Origin of the sequence: Serratia myotis, assembly GCF_027474885.1 — a bacterium.
Lineage (GTDB): Bacteria > Pseudomonadota > Gammaproteobacteria > Enterobacterales > Enterobacteriaceae > Serratia > Serratia proteamaculans.
This window is the reverse complement of sequence record NZ_CP099707.1, coordinates 4,635,685-4,651,439: the sequence shown is the minus strand read 5'-3', so window position 1 is coordinate 4,651,439 and position 15,755 is coordinate 4,635,685. Positions and strand designations below refer to the sequence as shown.

At 53.3% G+C, this 15,755-nt stretch carries 11 protein-coding genes; 6 read left to right on the top strand and 5 right to left on the bottom strand.

Annotated features, from left to right (window positions below; all coding sequences use genetic code 11):
* Positions 1–178 precede the first annotated feature (178 nt).
* The 6 genes from pdhR (at position 179) to yacL (ending at position 11,112) form a co-directional block, all read left to right on the top strand.
* Positions 179–943 (top strand): pyruvate dehydrogenase complex transcriptional repressor PdhR, encoded by a 765-nt coding sequence (pdhR, locus tag NHG65_RS21900; protein ID WP_012146714.1) that lies wholly within the window; start codon positions 179–181, stop codon positions 941–943.
* A gap of 170 nt (positions 944–1,113) precedes the next feature.
* Positions 1,114–3,777 (top strand): pyruvate dehydrogenase (acetyl-transferring), homodimeric type, encoded by a 2,664-nt coding sequence (gene aceE, locus NHG65_RS21895; RefSeq protein WP_099063388.1) that lies wholly within the window; start codon positions 1,114–1,116, stop codon positions 3,775–3,777.
* A 13-nt stretch (positions 3,778–3,790) separates the two neighbouring features.
* On the top strand, positions 3,791–5,674 hold the full coding sequence (aceF, locus tag NHG65_RS21890; RefSeq protein ID WP_499182674.1) for a pyruvate dehydrogenase complex dihydrolipoyllysine-residue acetyltransferase: 1,884 nt from the start codon (positions 3,791–3,793) through the stop codon (positions 5,672–5,674).
* Between the two features lie 234 nt (positions 5,675–5,908).
* Entirely contained in the window at positions 5,909–7,333 is a 1,425-nt protein-coding gene (gene lpdA, locus NHG65_RS21885; RefSeq protein WP_012146711.1) for a dihydrolipoyl dehydrogenase, read from the top strand.
* 679 nt (positions 7,334–8,012) lie between these two features.
* Entirely contained in the window at positions 8,013–10,610 is a 2,598-nt protein-coding gene (gene acnB / locus NHG65_RS21880) for a bifunctional aconitate hydratase 2/2-methylisocitrate dehydratase (RefSeq protein ID WP_099063391.1), read from the top strand.
* Positions 10,611–10,749: 139 nt separating this feature from the next.
* Positions 10,750–11,112, top strand: a complete 363-nt coding sequence (yacL, locus tag NHG65_RS21875) for a protein YacL (RefSeq protein WP_099063392.1) — start codon at positions 10,750–10,752, stop codon at positions 11,110–11,112.
* A gap of 50 nt (positions 11,113–11,162) precedes the next feature.
* On the opposite strand, the gene NHG65_RS21870 is transcribed toward yacL, so the two are convergent.
* The 5 genes from NHG65_RS21870 to NHG65_RS21850 form a co-directional block, all read right to left on the bottom strand.
* A complete protein-coding gene (locus tag NHG65_RS21870; protein ID WP_219016932.1) occupies positions 11,163–12,446 on the bottom strand; it encodes a YhfT family protein in 1,284 nt (427 codons plus the stop codon).
* Positions 12,447–12,524: 78 nt separating this feature from the next.
* Positions 12,525–12,887, bottom strand: coding sequence for a DUF2620 domain-containing protein (locus NHG65_RS21865; protein WP_099063394.1), 363 nt, complete (start codon positions 12,885–12,887; stop codon positions 12,525–12,527).
* Positions 12,888–12,902: 15 nt separating this feature from the next.
* Entirely contained in the window at positions 12,903–14,159 is a 1,257-nt protein-coding gene (locus tag NHG65_RS21860; protein WP_099063395.1) for a phosphopentomutase, read from the bottom strand.
* Entirely contained in the window at positions 14,152–15,318 is a 1,167-nt protein-coding gene (locus NHG65_RS21855) for a YhfX family PLP-dependent enzyme (protein WP_099063396.1), read from the bottom strand. Before NHG65_RS21855 ends, NHG65_RS21860 begins: the two co-directional genes overlap by 8 nt.
* 60 nt (positions 15,319–15,378) lie before the next feature.
* The gene (locus tag NHG65_RS21850) at positions 15,379–15,747 is read right to left on the bottom strand and encodes a PRD domain-containing protein (RefSeq protein ID WP_099063397.1); all 369 of its coding nucleotides are present in this window, start codon (positions 15,745–15,747) and stop codon (positions 15,379–15,381) included.
* Positions 15,748–15,755: the final 8 nt, after the last annotated feature.

The following is a 15,755-nucleotide window of genomic DNA, read 5'->3' as shown; positions in this document are numbered from 1 at the left end:
CAAGCATGCGTTAGCGGTTTGCAGCAGCTCTGGTATTGAGGTGTTAAAATGTGCGGGTAACCTGATTTCGATCAAGGCCCATATGGACAGGAGGTGAATACTTTGTTACTTTACCGTCACGTTTTTGAAATTGGTATTACCAATTGACTCCGCGCCATTCGCAGAGAAGAAATCACCCATGGCCTACAGCAAAATCCGCCAACCCAAGTTGTCAGACGTTATCGAGCAGCAGCTCGAACACCTGATCCTCGAGGGAACACTGCGCCCAGGCGAGAAACTGCCACCGGAGCGTGAACTGGCGAAACAATTTGATGTTTCCCGTCCTTCTCTGAGAGAGGCCATCCAGCGCCTGGAAGCCAAAGGGCTGCTCCTGCGCCGTCAGGGCGGTGGCACCTTTGTACAAACTAATCTGTGGCAGAGCTTTAGCGATCCGCTGGCTGAACTGCTGGCCGACCATCCTGAATCACAATTCGATCTGTTGGAAACCCGTCATGCCCTCGAAGGCATTGCTGCCTATTATGCGGCGTTGCGCGGTACCGACGAAGATCTGGCGCGCATCCGCGATTGCCACATGTTGATTCAGCAGGCCCAGGATAGCGGCGATCTCGACGCCGAAGCCGACGCGGTCATGCAATATCAAATCGCCGTGACCGAAGCTGCCCACAACGTTGTGTTACTGCACCTGCTGCGCTGTATGGGGCCGATGCTGGAACAGAACGTGCGTCAGAACTTTGAATTGCTCTACTCGCGCCGTGAGATGTTGGCAAAAGTGAGCAGCCACCGCGCCGGAATTTTTGAGGCGATTGTGGCACGTGAGCCCGAGAAGGCCCGCGAAGCCTCGCACCGCCATTTGGCGTTTATCGAGGAAATCTTGCTGGATCTCAGTCGGGAGCATACCCGACGCGAGAGATCGCTGCGGCGTCTCCAGCAACGCAAGGATTAAGAACGGTTCTCTTCAGGGCACACCAGCCTGCGGGGTTTACGTTCGAAATGCTTAATTAAGCATTTAAGTAAGCGGCAACTAAACTGATGGGCCTGTCTTCGTGTGTTTTGTTTCAGAACACAGGAAGACAGGCTCCAAAACAAACCATTAGACAGATAAGGAATACCACCATGTCAGAACGTTTAAACAATGACGTGGATCCGATCGAAACCCGCGACTGGCTGCAGGCGATCGAATCGGTCATCCGTGAAGAGGGTGTTGAGCGAGCTCAGTTTCTGATTGATCAGGTTCTGGGTGAAGCCCGTAAAGGCGGTGTTAGCGTTGCAGCCGGTGCTGCGGCTCACAACTACGTCAACACCATCGCGGTGGAAGACGAACCTGCTTACCCTGGTAACCTGGATCTTGAGCGTCGTATCCGTTCAGCTATTCGCTGGAATGCGGTGATGACCGTTCTTCGTGCTTCCAAAAAAGATCTGGATCTGGGCGGCCACATGGCTTCCTTCCAGTCTTCTGCGACCTTCTATGAAGTCTGCTTCAACCACTTCTTCCGTGCACGCACCGAGCAAGACGGCGGCGATCTGGTTTACTTCCAGGGCCACATCTCTCCAGGCGTTTACGCACGTGCCTTCCTTGAAGGCCGCTTGACCGAAGACCAAATGAATAACTTCCGTCAGGAAGTTCACGGCAAAGGCCTGTCCTCTTACCCGCATCCTAAGTTGATGCCGGAATTCTGGCAGTTCCCTACCGTTTCTATGGGCCTGGGCCCAATCAGCGCCATCTATCAAGCGAAGTTCCTGAAATATCTGGAACACCGTGGCCTGAAGAACACCTCTGCCCAAACCGTTTACGCCTTCCTGGGCGATGGCGAGATGGATGAGCCGGAATCCAAGGGCGCGATCACCATCGCTACCCGTGAGAAGCTGGACAACCTGGTATTCGTCATCAACTGTAACCTGCAGCGTCTGGACGGCCCGGTCACCGGTAACGGCAAGATCATCAATGAGCTGGAAGGCATCTTCGCGGGCGCTGGCTGGCAGGTACTGAAAGTGATCTGGGGTGGTCGTTGGGATGAACTGCTGCGTAAAGATACCAGCGGCAAGCTGATCCAACTGATGAACGAAACCCTGGACGGCGACTACCAGACCTTCAAGTCCAAAGACGGCGCTTACGTCCGTGAGCACTTCTTCGGCCGCTTCCCGGAAACCGCTGCGCTGGTCAAAGATATGACCGACGAAGAGATCTGGGCACTGAACCGTGGTGGTCACGATCCGAAGAAAGTCTTTGCTGCACTGAAAAAAGCGCAGGACACCCAAGGCAAACCAACCGTTATCCTGGCCCATACCATCAAAGGTTACGGCATGGGTGAAACTGCGGAAGGTAAAAACATTGCTCATCAGGTGAAGAAAATGAACATGGAAGGGGTTCACCACTTCCGCGATCGTTTCAACGTGCCAGTTGCCGATGCCGACATCGAAAAACTGCCGTACATCACCTTCGAGAAAGAGTCCGAAGAGTACAAATATCTGCACGAACGTCGTCAGGCGCTGAAAGGCTATGTGCCTACCCGTATGCCGAAGTTCACCGAGAAGCTGGAAATGCCGGCTCTGGCAGACTTCAGCTCCTTGCTGGAAGAGCAGAACAAAGAAATTTCTACCACCATCGCCTTTGTGCGTGCCCTGAACGTGATGCTGAAGAACAAGTCGATCAAAGATCGCCTGGTGCCAATCATCGCCGACGAAGCGCGTACCTTCGGGATGGAAGGTCTGTTCCGTCAGATCGGTATCTACAGCCCGAACGGCCAGCAGTACACCCCGCAGGACCGTGAGCAGGTTGCTTACTACAAAGAAGACGAGAAAGGCCAGATCCTGCAGGAAGGCATCAACGAACTGGGCGCAGCCTCTTCATGGTTGGCCGCAGCGACTTCCTACAGCACCAACGATCTGCCAATGATCCCGTTCTACATCTACTATTCGATGTTCGGTTTCCAGCGTATCGGTGACCTGTGCTGGGCAGCAGGCGACCAACAGGCGCGCGGCTTCCTGGTAGGCGGTACTTCAGGTCGTACCACCCTGAACGGTGAAGGTCTGCAGCACGAAGACGGCCACAGCCACATCCAGTCTCTGACTATTCCTAACTGTATCTCTTACGATCCAGCTTACGCGTACGAAGTGGCAGTGATCATGCACGACGGTCTGGTGCGCATGTACGGTGACGCGCAAGAAAACGTCTACTACTACATCACCACGCTGAACGAAAACTACCACATGCCGGCCATGCCGCAGGGCGCAGAAGAAGGTATCCGTAAAGGTATCTACAAGCTGGACACTCTGGCAGGCAGCAAAGGCAAGGTTCAGTTGCTGGGTTCAGGTTCTATCCTGCGTCACGTTCGTGAAGCGGCGAAGATCCTGGCAGATGATTACGGCGTGGGTTCCGACATCTACAGCGTGACTTCCTTCACTGAACTGGCGCGTGATGGCCAGGATTGTGAGCGTTGGAACATGCTGCACCCAACCGAAACTCCGCGCGTACCTTACATCGCTCAGGTGATGAACGAAGCGCCGGCGGTTGCGTCTACCGACTACATGAAGCTGTTCGCAGAACAGGTTCGTACTTACGTTCCAGCCAGCGACTATCGCGTTCTGGGCACTGACGGCTTCGGTCGTTCAGACAGCCGCGAAAACCTGCGCCACCACTTTGAAGTTGATGCTTCTTACGTTGTGGTTGCTGCACTGGGTGAACTGGCTAAACGCGGTGAAATCGAAGCTTCTGTGGTAGCTGATGCGATTAAGAAATTCGACATCAACCCAGAAAAAGTTAACCCGCGTCTGGCATAAGAGGTACAGAAGAATGTCTATCGAAATTAAAGTACCGGACATCGGTGCAGACGAAGTGGAAATCACCGAAATTCTGGTGAAAGTGGGCGATAAAGTTGAAGTTGAACAATCGCTGATCACCGTTGAAGGTGATAAAGCTTCCATGGAAGTCCCATCCCCGCAGGCGGGTGTGGTTAAAGAAATCAAGGTTTCCGTCGGTGACAAAACCGAGACCGGCAAACTGCTGATGATCTTTGAAGCAGAAGGGGCGGCTCAGGCCGCACCAGCCGCCAAGGCTGAAGAAAAACCGGCCGCAGCACCTGCTGCTGCACCGGCTACCGCTGCGGCCAAAGACGTTGCGGTACCGGACATCGGTGCTGACGAAGTTGAAGTGACCGAGATCCTGGTGAAAGTGGGCGACAAGGTGGAAGCCGAGCAGTCCCTGATCACCGTTGAAGGCGACAAGGCTTCAATGGAAGTCCCGGCACCGTTCGCGGGCACCGTGAAAGAGATCAAAATCGCCACCGGCGACAAAGTCACCACCGGTTCTATGATCATGGTGTTCGAAGTGGCTGGCGCTGCTTCTGCTGCTGCTCCGGCTGCGGCACAAGCTCCGGCTGCCCCAGCGGCACCGGCGGCTTCTGCGGCCAAAGACGTTGCAGTACCGGACATCGGCGGCGACGAAGTAGAAGTGACCGAAGTGATGGTGAAAGTGGGCGACAAAGTTGCCGCTGAGCAGTCACTGATCACCGTTGAAGGTGACAAGGCTTCTATGGAAGTGCCGGCACCGTTCGCAGGTACCGTGAAAGAAATCAAAATCAGCGCCGGCGACAAAGTGAAAACCGGCTCCCTGATCATGGTGTTCGAAGTGGAAGGCGCAGCGCCAGCCGCTGCTCCTGCCCAGAAGGCAGAAGCTGCACCGGCTCCGACTGCAAGTTCTGCACCGGCCCAACAGGCTGCACCAGCTGCCAAAGGCGAGTTCGCTGAGAACGACGCTTACGTGCACGCTACCCCGGTCATCCGCCGTCTGGCGCGTGAATTCGGCGTAAACCTGGCGAAAGTGAAAGGCACCGGTCGTAAAGGCCGCATCCTGCGCGAAGACGTTCAGACTTACGTGAAAGACGCAGTCAAACGTGCAGAAGCGGCTCCGGCTGCTGCTGCCGGTGGCGGTCTGCCAGGCATGCTGCCATGGCCGAAAGTGGACTTCAGCAAGTTCGGTGAGATCGAAGAAGTTGAACTGGGCCGCATCCAGAAAATCTCGGGTGCCAACCTGAGCCGTAACTGGGTGATGATCCCGCACGTCACTCACTTCGACAAAACCGATATCACCGATCTGGAAGCTTTCCGCAAGCAACAGAACGAAGAAGCTGCCAAGCGTAAGCTGGATGTGAAGTTCACCCCGGTGGTGTTCATCATGAAAGCTGTCGCTGCCGCACTGGAGCAGATGCCGCGCTTCAATAGCTCTCTGTCCGAAGATGGCCAGAAGCTGACGCTGAAGAAATACATCAACGTGGGTGTTGCGGTTGATACGCCAAACGGTCTGGTGGTTCCGGTGTTCAAGGATGTGAACAAGAAGAGCATCACTGAACTGTCCCGTGAACTGATGGCTATCTCCAAAAAAGCGCGTGACGGCAAGCTGACCGCAGGCGAAATGCAGGGCGGGTGTTTCACCATCTCTAGCCTGGGCGGTATCGGGACGACCCATTTCGCACCGATTGTGAATGCACCGGAAGTGGCCATTCTGGGCGTCTCCAAGTCTGCTATGGAGCCGGTCTGGAACGGTAAAGAGTTCGTGCCACGTCTGATGATGCCAATGTCGCTCTCCTTCGACCACCGTGTGATTGACGGTGCGGATGGTGCGCGCTTTATTACCATCATCAACAACATGCTGGCTGACATCCGCCGTATGGTGATGTAATGAAAAAGGGGCGCAGTTATGCTGCGCCCTTATCACTTCATTAGCAGTTTTGTCGGTTTTTGCATGACTCGACAAAATTGTTGAGACACGGGTCACTCGAACACGCTTTGCAGATTATTAACAATTCTGTAAACTGCTGGCGGTGTAAGCGTCCCGGTGGATGAAGGGCGTTATGAGATCGATTAGTAATAAAAATGACGTCAGACCCGCCGGACAATCAATTAAGAGGTCATGATGAGTACTGAAATTAAAACTCAGGTCGTGGTACTTGGGGCGGGCCCGGCAGGTTATTCTGCTGCCTTTCGTTGCGCTGACTTAGGTCTTGAAACCGTTCTGGTTGAACGTTATTCCACTCTGGGCGGTGTTTGCCTGAACGTGGGATGTATCCCTTCCAAAGCCCTGTTGCACGTTGCCAAAGTCATCGAAGAAGCCAAAGCCCTGGCCGAACACGGCATCGTTTTCGGCGAGCCGAAAACTGACATCGACAAAGTGCGCGTCTGGAAAGAAAAAGTCATCAATCAGCTGACCGGCGGTCTGGCTGGTATGGCTAAAGGCCGTAAAGTTAAAGTGGTTAACGGCCTGGGCAAGTTCACTGGCGCTAACACCCTGGTTGTTGAAGGCGAAAATGGCCCAACGACCATCAACTTCGACAATGCCATCATTGCCGCAGGTTCCCGTCCGATCCAACTGCCATTCATTCCTCATGAAGATCCACGCGTGTGGGACTCAACCGATGCACTGGAACTGAAAACTGTCCCAGAGCGTCTGCTGGTCATGGGCGGCGGTATCATCGGCCTGGAAATGGGCACCGTATACCATGCGTTGGGTTCACAGATCGACGTGGTCGAAATGTTTGACCAGGTGATCCCGGCCGCTGACAAAGACGTGGTGAAAGTCTTCACCAAACGCATCAGCAAGCAGTTCAACCTGATGCTGGAAACCAAAGTGACCGCGGTAGAAGCCAAAGAAGACGGCATCTACGTCACTATGGAAGGCAAGAAAGCACCAGCAGAACCACAGCGTTACGACGCGGTGCTGGTGGCTATCGGTCGTGTGCCGAATGGCAAACTGCTGGAAGCGGGTAAAGCCGGTGTTGAAGTTGACGAGCGTGGCTTCATCAACGTCGACAAGCAACTGCGCACCAACGTGCCGCACATCTTCGCTATCGGCGACATCGTCGGTCAACCGATGCTGGCGCACAAAGGCGTGCATGAAGGCCACGTTGCTGCAGAAGTTATCGCCGGCATGAAGCACTACTTCGACCCGAAAGTGATCCCATCGATCGCGTACACTGAGCCGGAAGTTGCCTGGGTGGGTCTGACCGAGAAAGAAGCGAAAGAGAAAGGCATCAGCTACGAAACTTCCACCTTCCCGTGGGCAGCTTCTGGCCGTGCTATCGCTTCCGATTGTGCAGACGGCATGACCAAACTGATCTTCGACAAAGAAACTCACCGTATCATCGGTGGCGCAATTGTCGGCACCAACGGCGGCGAGCTGCTGGGTGAGATCGGTCTGGCTATCGAGATGGGTTGCGACGCAGAAGACATCGCGCTGACTATCCATGCTCACCCAACCCTGCACGAATCTGTAGGTTTGGCGGCTGAGATTTACGAAGGTAGCATCACCGATCTGCCTAACCCGAAAGCCAAGAAGAAGTAATTCTGCTGGTTTGAAAGGTTGATAAGCGGCTCCTGAAAAGGGGCCGTTTTTTATGGGCGACGTTCAGTAAAAGGCCGCTCAAACCGGCAGAACAGACCCATCGAGAGAGTACCTAAAAATAGCAGTGATAACATTGTTTAGTTGATTTTTTGAACGATATTGCGCACAATGTCTTGGCTCGGTAGCGCTTGTATCGTTCTTTAACGATGTAAGAAACCTGTGAGGTGCCTGCTAACACCGAACGGAACAAAAGAACCGCCTTTATGGCGGTTTTTTTGTGTCTCCGGCTCCCAACTTTTGATCTTCACACCCAATAGCCATTGTAAATGCATGGCTATTATGTTGTGCTCGTCAGGCTGAATTTTGTTGTAGACGGACCCAACCTGCAGCCCCGGCTGACCTGTGTCGCAGCCGATTACACTGTACTCAACGATTCAGCAAAGATTTAATGTTGCTTTTATGTGAACGAATTAACAACCAATTCAAATCCTGATATGCTGGCTGAGCGGAACCGGGCACTGTACTTACAGTCCAGGACATCGACAGCAGTGCCCCGTCAGGATCAATGGCATCAACACCGTGCGCTAAACCCGGTTTGAAAATATATACCCTACGGCTTTAAAGACGACGGGTATAAACGCCAGGCACAATAAATGACAATGAGAGCGAGGAGAATGTCGTGCTAGAAGAATACCGTAAGCACGTAGCCGAGCGTGCTGCAGAGGGCATCGTCCCTAAGCCGTTAGACGCCACCCAAATGGCAGCGCTGGTTGAATCATTAAAAAATCCGCCAAAAGGCGAAGACGAATTCCTGTTAGACCTGCTGATAAACCGTGTACCCCCGGGCGTCGATGAAGCCGCCTATGTTAAAGCCGGTTTCCTGGCTGCCATCGCCAAAGGCGAAGCAACATCCCCCCTGATTACCCCTGAAAAAGCCATAGAACTGTTGGGCACCATGCAGGGCGGCTATAACATTCATCCGCTGATTGACGCGCTGGATAACGAAAAATTGGCTGCGATTGCAGCTAAAGCGCTGTCCCATACGCTGCTGATGTTTGATAACTTCTACGACGTGGAAGAGAAAGCCAAAGCGGGTAATCCACACGCCAAAAAAATCATGCAGTCCTGGGCCGATGCCGAGTGGTATCTGTCACGTCCGCAGTTGGCGGAAAAAATCACCGTTACCGTGTTCAAAGTCACCGGCGAAACCAATACCGATGATCTGTCACCGGCACCGGATGCCTGGTCGCGTCCGGATATCCCGTTGCACGCCCTGGCGATGCTGAAAAACGAACGTGAAGGCATAGTGCCGGATCAGCCGGGTAGCGTTGGTCCGATCAAGCAAATCGAACTGCTGAACAAAAAAGGCTTCCCGCTGGCCTACGTCGGTGACGTGGTCGGTACCGGCTCTTCCCGTAAGTCTGCCACCAACTCGGTGCTGTGGTTTATGGGCGATGACATCCCGCACGTGCCTAACAAACGCGGCGGCGGTGTAGTGCTGGGCGGTAAAATTGCGCCAATCTTCTTCAACACCATGGAAGATGCCGGCGCACTGCCGATTGAAGTGGACGTTAATGACCTGAACATGGGCGACGTAATCGACATTTACCCGTACAAGGGTGAAGTACGTAACCATGAAACTGGCGATCTGATTGCCAACTTCGAACTGAAAACTGACGTGCTGCTCGATGAAGTGCGCGCTGGTGGCCGTATCCCGCTGATCATCGGCCGTGGCCTGACCACCAAAGCGCGTGAAGCGCTGGGCCTGCCGCACAGCGACGTGTTCCGCATTGCCAAAGAAGTGGCTGCCAGCAGCAAAGGCTTCTCACTGGCGCAGAAAATGGTTGGCCGCGCCTGTGGCGTTGCCGGCGTGCGTCCGGGGGAATACTGTGAGCCGAAGATGACTTCCGTCGGTTCTCAGGACACCACCGGTCCGATGACCCGTGACGAGCTGAAAGACCTGGCTTGCCTGGGCTTCTCCGCCGATCTGGTCATGCAGTCGTTCTGTCACACCGCCGCGTACCCGAAACCGGTTGATGTGACCACTCACCATACGCTGCCGGACTTTATCATGAACCGTGGTGGCGTATCGCTGCGTCCAGGCGACGGCGTTATCCACTCCTGGCTGAACCGCATGCTGTTGCCGGATACCGTAGGTACCGGTGGTGACTCCCACACCCGTTTCCCGATTGGTATTTCCTTCCCGGCGGGTTCTGGTCTGGTCGCCTTTGCTGCCGCCACCGGCGTGATGCCGCTGGATATGCCTGAGTCGGTGCTGGTGCGCTTCAAAGGCAAAATGCAGCCGGGTATCACCCTGCGTGACCTGGTGCATGCCATCCCTTACTACGCCATCCAGCAGGGCCTGCTGACCGTAGAGAAGAAGGGCAAGAAGAACATCTTCTCCGGCCGTATTCTGGAAATCGAAGGCTTGCCGGAACTGAAGGTTGAGCAGGCATTCGAACTGACTGACGCCTCTGCCGAACGTTCCGCAGCCGGTTGTACCATCAAGCTGGATAAGGCGCCGATCGAGGAGTATCTGAACTCTAACATCGTGCTGCTGAAGTGGATGATCTCCGAAGGCTACGGCGACCGTCGTACGCTGGAGCGTCGTGTCCAGGGCATGCAGAAATGGCTGGCAGATCCGCAATTGCTGGAAGGCGATGCAGATGCAGAATACGCGGCGGTGATCGACATCGATCTGGCGGAGATCACTCAGCCAATCCTGTGTGCGCCAAACGATCCGGATGACGCGCGTCTGCTGTCTGATGTGGCCAACAGCAAGATCGATGAAGTGTTCATCGGCTCCTGCATGACCAACATCGGCCACTTCCGTGCTGCCGGCAAGCTGTTGGATCAGCACAAGGGGCAGTTGCCGACTCGTCTGTGGGTGGCACCGCCAACCAAGATGGATGCGGCTCAGTTGACCGAAGAGGGCTACTACAGCGTGTTCGGCAAGAGCGGTGCACGCATCGAGATCCCGGGCTGTTCACTGTGCATGGGTAACCAGGCGCGAGTGGCCGACGGTGCGACGGTGGTTTCCACCTCTACCCGTAACTTCCCGAACCGTTTGGGGACGGGTGCCAACGTCTATCTGGCATCTGCAGAACTGGCGGCTGTGGCTTCATTGCTGGGCCGTCTGCCAACGCCGGACGAGTACCAGACGTACATGGCACAGGTCGATAAGTCTGCGGCGGATACCTACCGCTATCTGAACTTTGACCAGTTGGGCCAGTACACTGAAAAAGCCGACGGCGTGATCTTCCAAACCGCTGTTTAAGTCGCTATATTGCGCAACTGTTTAACGGGAGGCCTTGGCCTCCCGTTTTATTTTTCTCAGTTGCCAACTTTGCGAGCGCTCACTGAGTTAGTCATGAATTAATGTTTACACTAAGAGAAAGGGCTCAGGAGGGCGTGCTATGGATTACGAATTTCTGCGTGACGTGACCGGACAGGTGATCGTCAGATTTTCGATGGGGCATGAGGTGATTGGCCACTGGATCAACGAAGAACTCAAAGGCGATTTTAACCTGTTGGATCGGATCGAAGCCGGTGCGGCCGAGGTCAAGGGCAGTGAGCGTCAATGGCAGTTGGAAGGCCGTGAATACACGCTGCTGATGGACGGTGAAGAAGTAATGATCCGCGCCAATCTGCTGGAGTTTGAAGGCGACGAAATGGAGGAGGGGATGAATTATTATGACGAAGAAAGCCTCTCATTCTGCGGCGTTGAGGATTTCCTGCAGGTACTTAAGGCCTATCGTTCTTTTATGCTGAAATACTAAATTATGCCAACAGGGGCAGTGGCTGCCCCTGTGTATTTAACCAGCAGTAGCTAAGCTACGACGTGCAGTCCCAACACGGCGAAAATATTAGCCAACACCCCCACGACGATCGCGGCAATTGGGCCGGCGGCCAGCTTCATAACCGGTCGCCCGCTAATTTCGTTAAGAATATACAGGCTGACGACCACAAACATGCCGGTGCCTGCCCAAATCTGATTACCCGCATTCACGCCCCCGACGAGCAAGGCAATCTCCAGGATCTGCGTCATTGAAGTCCGAATGTTGTCTCCGGACATCTTCAATGCCGGGAAGCGGTTCATCGCTTTGCCTATCTTGCTCAGGCTGGTGATTTCCACACCCATGGCACTGGCTCCCAATATGCCTGCAACGATCGGGTTTGGTGCGAGATAACCCAGCCCCAGGAACCAGTCACACCAACCGTTGGTGCCGTAAACGCCACTGATCATGGCGGTGGTGATAATCAATGGCATAAAGGCGATGGCCTGCACGATAGCGACAATCGCAGCGGAGGTCATATTGCCTTTCCCTACCAAAGCGGCGGCGATAGGTTCGCCTGCGATCCAGTGGTAGTTAGCCGTGATAGCAATCAGTGCCGCCATTGGCAGCAAATAAAGGGCATTTTTGCGAATGCGTTTGATGTTGTCATCAAACAGGCTGTGTTCCAATTCTTCACTACGACGCTTATCGCGGGAAGCGAAGAACAGCAGGCAAATCATGCCAACCAGCATCGCAATACCTTCCGGGCTGAGTGAAATCTCATTGCCTGCAATGGTCAGTGGGTTGATGCGCTCAATAATCACGCGTCCCATAAAGGAGGCTATGATGGTAATCAGCCCGGCTTTTTTGCCAAATTGATAACCTACGGCAATTGCAGGGAAGGCGACGAAAGCATAAATGATTGGGTCACCCACGGAAGCCAAAGCATCCAGGAAATTCACCGGCAGGTAAGCAAAGCCTTTGATCACTCCATCCAGTGCCACGGTGATCAACGCACCATAAAGGGTGCCAATGAGCACTGCCAGTTTGGTGTTGTTAAACGAGACGCCAATAATATCGGCAGTCAGCAGTACGATATGAATGACAATAACGCCTGTTGCCAGGGTTATTGGCATGGCAAAACCGGTTATGAAGCCGATGCTGATGGCAAATGAAATGCCTGCCAATTCTTTACGGCTCATATTGCCGTTCATAAACTCCGGCATAATTGGGCGCAAGCCATCGTGATAAACCGCGATACAGCGGTTCGCAAGAAAAGTCGCATAACCGCCCATCAATGCGAACAGAATGATTTTTATAATGTTGAATGATTCCATTTCGTCCCCTGAAGAAGCCGCTGGCTTCAGTAGCGCTATCATCCTTGCTGAGCCCGATGAACGGGCGCAGCGGATTAATTATTTTTTTAATAGTGCGGCGATAAAGGCTTTTATCGAGCTTTCGGCGCGATCGTTGGTAAAACCAAAAGCCTTTTTCCCATCGGCGAGCAATTGCGCGATCTTCTCTTGTGAAGGTTGCGTTATGGCGTTGGCGATGGTGGCACATTTGTCACGGCCAATCAGCGCATAGGCCATCGCCAACGCCCCGCCGGCCCCGCTTTGGCAGGCACCAAGGTAGTAATCGAAGCTGCCATTTTTAACCTTCATGGCGGCATCCATATCGGTAAATATTTCAGATGTGAATTGTTCTTCACCGAATTTTGCCAGGCATTCCTGAATCTCGTTTTTGTTTAGCTGTCCACCAATGGCTATTTTGATCATGATTTTCACCTGATGTTATTTATCTGAAGAACGACCGGCGGCGTTAAGCACGGTCAGAAATGAGCGACCGTTGTACGGTGCTTTGGTGTTGAAGAACTCACAAACTGTTGCCCCCACATCTGAAAGTGTGGTGCGAGTACCGAGCGGGCAAGGTGCTTGGCCTGTGCGGAAAATCAATAGGGGAACCTGTTCACGCGTGTGTTTACTGTGGCCGACGGTAGGATCGTTGCCGTGGTCAGCCATGACAACAAGACAATCGCTTTCATCCATCGCAGAGATGATTTTTGCCAGCGAGGCATCGACCAGTTGCAGGCGTTCGGCATAGCGCTCGACATCTTGTGCATGGCCGGCAAGATCGGTTTCCTGAATATTGGTGCAGATGAACGCTGGCTCAGGGCGCTGCAATTCTTCAAGGGTAATATCCAGAATGCTTTGAGAATCAACCAACTGTTGGTAATTGCGACCCTGTGGGTTTTCGACGATATCGGCCACTTTCCCTACCAGTACGGTTAAAATACCTCGCTGGTGCAGCTGTTGGGGCACCTGAACGCTGGCATCGACACCATAGCCCAGGTGAATCACCTGGAAGCCACGTTGATAAACTCCGGCTTTCGGACTGTTGATACCGACGAAGCGATTGTTTTTGACCTCCGCTGCCGCCAGGATCTGTTCACTGCTTTGCAACAACCCACCGTAGGCGATAACTCGGCCTACTTCGACATGCCCGCGTACCACCCGGCCAATTTTTTCAACCTGTTCGAAGCTGATGGCCGAAAGATTGGCACAGACATTAAACACCTGGCCTAAATCCGCCTCGAGGTTATCGCCAATGGCGACCGCGTCGTTGACCCAAAGCAGGCATAATTCGCTGTTTTGGACCGGGTAGCGTTCTACCTTAAAACCTTCGGTTTTTAGTGCCTGCTCCACCTTTTCAAGTACGGTCGAAAAGGGCATGCGTACCGGAGGAAGCGGGAGAGTGCCCATGATCTCCTGATGCCCCATGAAGGTATCTCCACCCTCGTGTTGCAGCAGAGCGACACCAAAAGCCGCTATCGGGCTCTCGTGCATGGCGCCGACTTGATGATAGGGAGCGGCGATATGCAGCGCATTGATCAAGCCGAGTTTTTCCAGCATCGGGAGTTGCAGATTGGGCAACCGTTGCAAAATATGACCGCAAGTGTTCGCACCAATGTCCTGTGGACGCACCTCGGGTACATCTCCCATGGCACCCACGCCAAAACTATCGATGACCAAAACCACAAACTTATCCATGATGGCTCCTTGTCAGGTTGTTACCGAGACTATCAAATACCCCCAACAGTTGAGGGTTACCCATTTGAATGCCGCTTATCAGCGCCACATCACTGCGCGTTACAAAAATCTGAGTGCGAAAACACATAATGACCGGGCTGCTGACGGGCCAGAGCCCTGTTAGCGGCAATGTATAATCGATACTGTCGCTATCTATTGGCAGCACGCGGCTGCGCTGCCATTGGCCATCGAGCACCAGCGCGTTTTGCAGGTGGCCGCGGCGATAGTAGCCACCGCCATAACAGAAGCTGGTGTTGTCCTGGCTATGCGAAATTTCAGAAAGATAAAGCATGGCTATTTTTTCCGGACCACCACCGTACTGATTTGCAGGCTGCGTGCCCGTCAGGGCATGACCGGGCTCGGTATGAGTTACCCCTGCAGCGGCCAATTTGGGCAGGGTTTCGATGCAGGTTGCCGAAGCGGCATTCATTTGCCGAACTTCAATGCCGTGCTGTTCCAGCAGGTTTTTCGCCTTGGCTAATGTGGCGAGGTTGGGGGTCGCCTCGGTACTTTGCCGTTGCTCGTTGAACAGCATGCAGGGGAAGTGCGTTACCCCAATAATTTCAACGCCCGCCAACCTGCTGATTTGATTAATCACGTCCGGCAGTTCAGCCAATAAGAACCCCGCCTCCTGGCCCGGATAGATCACATCACCGTTATCCTGGACTTTCAGCAGTAGCGGCTGCCTATGCTGTTGGCGTAGCGCGGCGATAGAGATTTCCCGTGCCTTTTCAATGCTATAAACGGTAATGACTTCTGGTCTTTGGGAAATGATTTCATCAATCATATTCGCCGGCGTTTGCACCAGATGACCAATGTGGGCTATCGGTAAGCCATGCTGCCAAAGTTGACGTGCTTCTTTAAAATCAACGGCGACAATGCCTTGATAACCCTTTTCCAACAACAGCTTGCATAACAGCGGATTGCGACCAAACTGTTTACTCATCAGATACAGCGAAAGGCCAAGTTTTTCTGCGCATTCCTGCAACAACCGGGCATTTTCCAATACCAGGTCGACATCGATAACGTAGCAATCCGGCCCGATATCACCGTTACGCCAAAAGTGAACGGCGGCATCAATCAGAGCAGAGTTTTGTTTTTCCAGCGCATTAAGAAACATAGGTCCCTCGATGTATGTTATTAATTCATTTTTTTGAATATTTAGGCTAAAACCAAAAACTCACTCCGTGCTGCAACCTGATTGAGCGAGATACAGGCCAAAAACGTTAGCCAGCAAGTAGCCGAGTTCAGACTGTGGAACCGTAAATGCAAACAGACTCAGTAAGTCGTTGTTAATTTCCCTGATGTTAGCAAAGACGTTCGATGCTTCGATCTCATTTAATAGCTCCGGATCGATAGCTGTGATTATTTCCCCATGGAGTGCGCGCGTCATGGCATTTGCCATATGGGTAATCATCATTTCTCCCTGGGCATGGCGGATATTGAGCTGCCAATGCTGCTCGAGTCTTTTAATTACCTCAAGCATGCCGATATAGACTTCTTTATCAATGACCTCGGCATCATGTAAAATCTGCAGACGTATTTCCATTTTATTGT

Bases quoted from the DNA above. Each gene is read 5' to 3' on its own strand.
- yacL (WP_099063392.1), top strand. From the start codon at position 10,750: ATGGATTACGAATTTCTGCGTGACGTGACCGGACAGGTGATCGTCAGA.
- NHG65_RS21860 (WP_099063395.1), bottom strand. From the start codon at position 14,159: ATGGATAAGTTTGTGGTTTTGGTCATCGATAGTTTTGGCGTGGGTGCC.
- aceF (WP_499182674.1), top strand. From the start codon at position 3,791: ATGTCTATCGAAATTAAAGTACCGGACATCGGTGCAGACGAAGTGGAA.
- lpdA (WP_012146711.1), top strand. From the start codon at position 5,909: ATGAGTACTGAAATTAAAACTCAGGTCGTGGTACTTGGGGCGGGCCCG.
- NHG65_RS21855 (WP_099063396.1), bottom strand. From the start codon at position 15,318: ATGTTTCTTAATGCGCTGGAAAAACAAAACTCTGCTCTGATTGATGCC.
- NHG65_RS21870 (WP_219016932.1), bottom strand. From the start codon at position 12,446: ATGGAATCATTCAACATTATAAAAATCATTCTGTTCGCATTGATGGGC.
- NHG65_RS21850 (WP_099063397.1), bottom strand. From the start codon at position 15,747: ATGGAAATACGTCTGCAGATTTTACATGATGCCGAGGTCATTGATAAA.
- pdhR (WP_012146714.1), top strand. From the start codon at position 179: ATGGCCTACAGCAAAATCCGCCAACCCAAGTTGTCAGACGTTATCGAG.
- aceE (WP_099063388.1), top strand. From the start codon at position 1,114: ATGTCAGAACGTTTAAACAATGACGTGGATCCGATCGAAACCCGCGAC.
- NHG65_RS21865 (WP_099063394.1), bottom strand. From the start codon at position 12,887: ATGATCAAAATAGCCATTGGTGGACAGCTAAACAAAAACGAGATTCAG.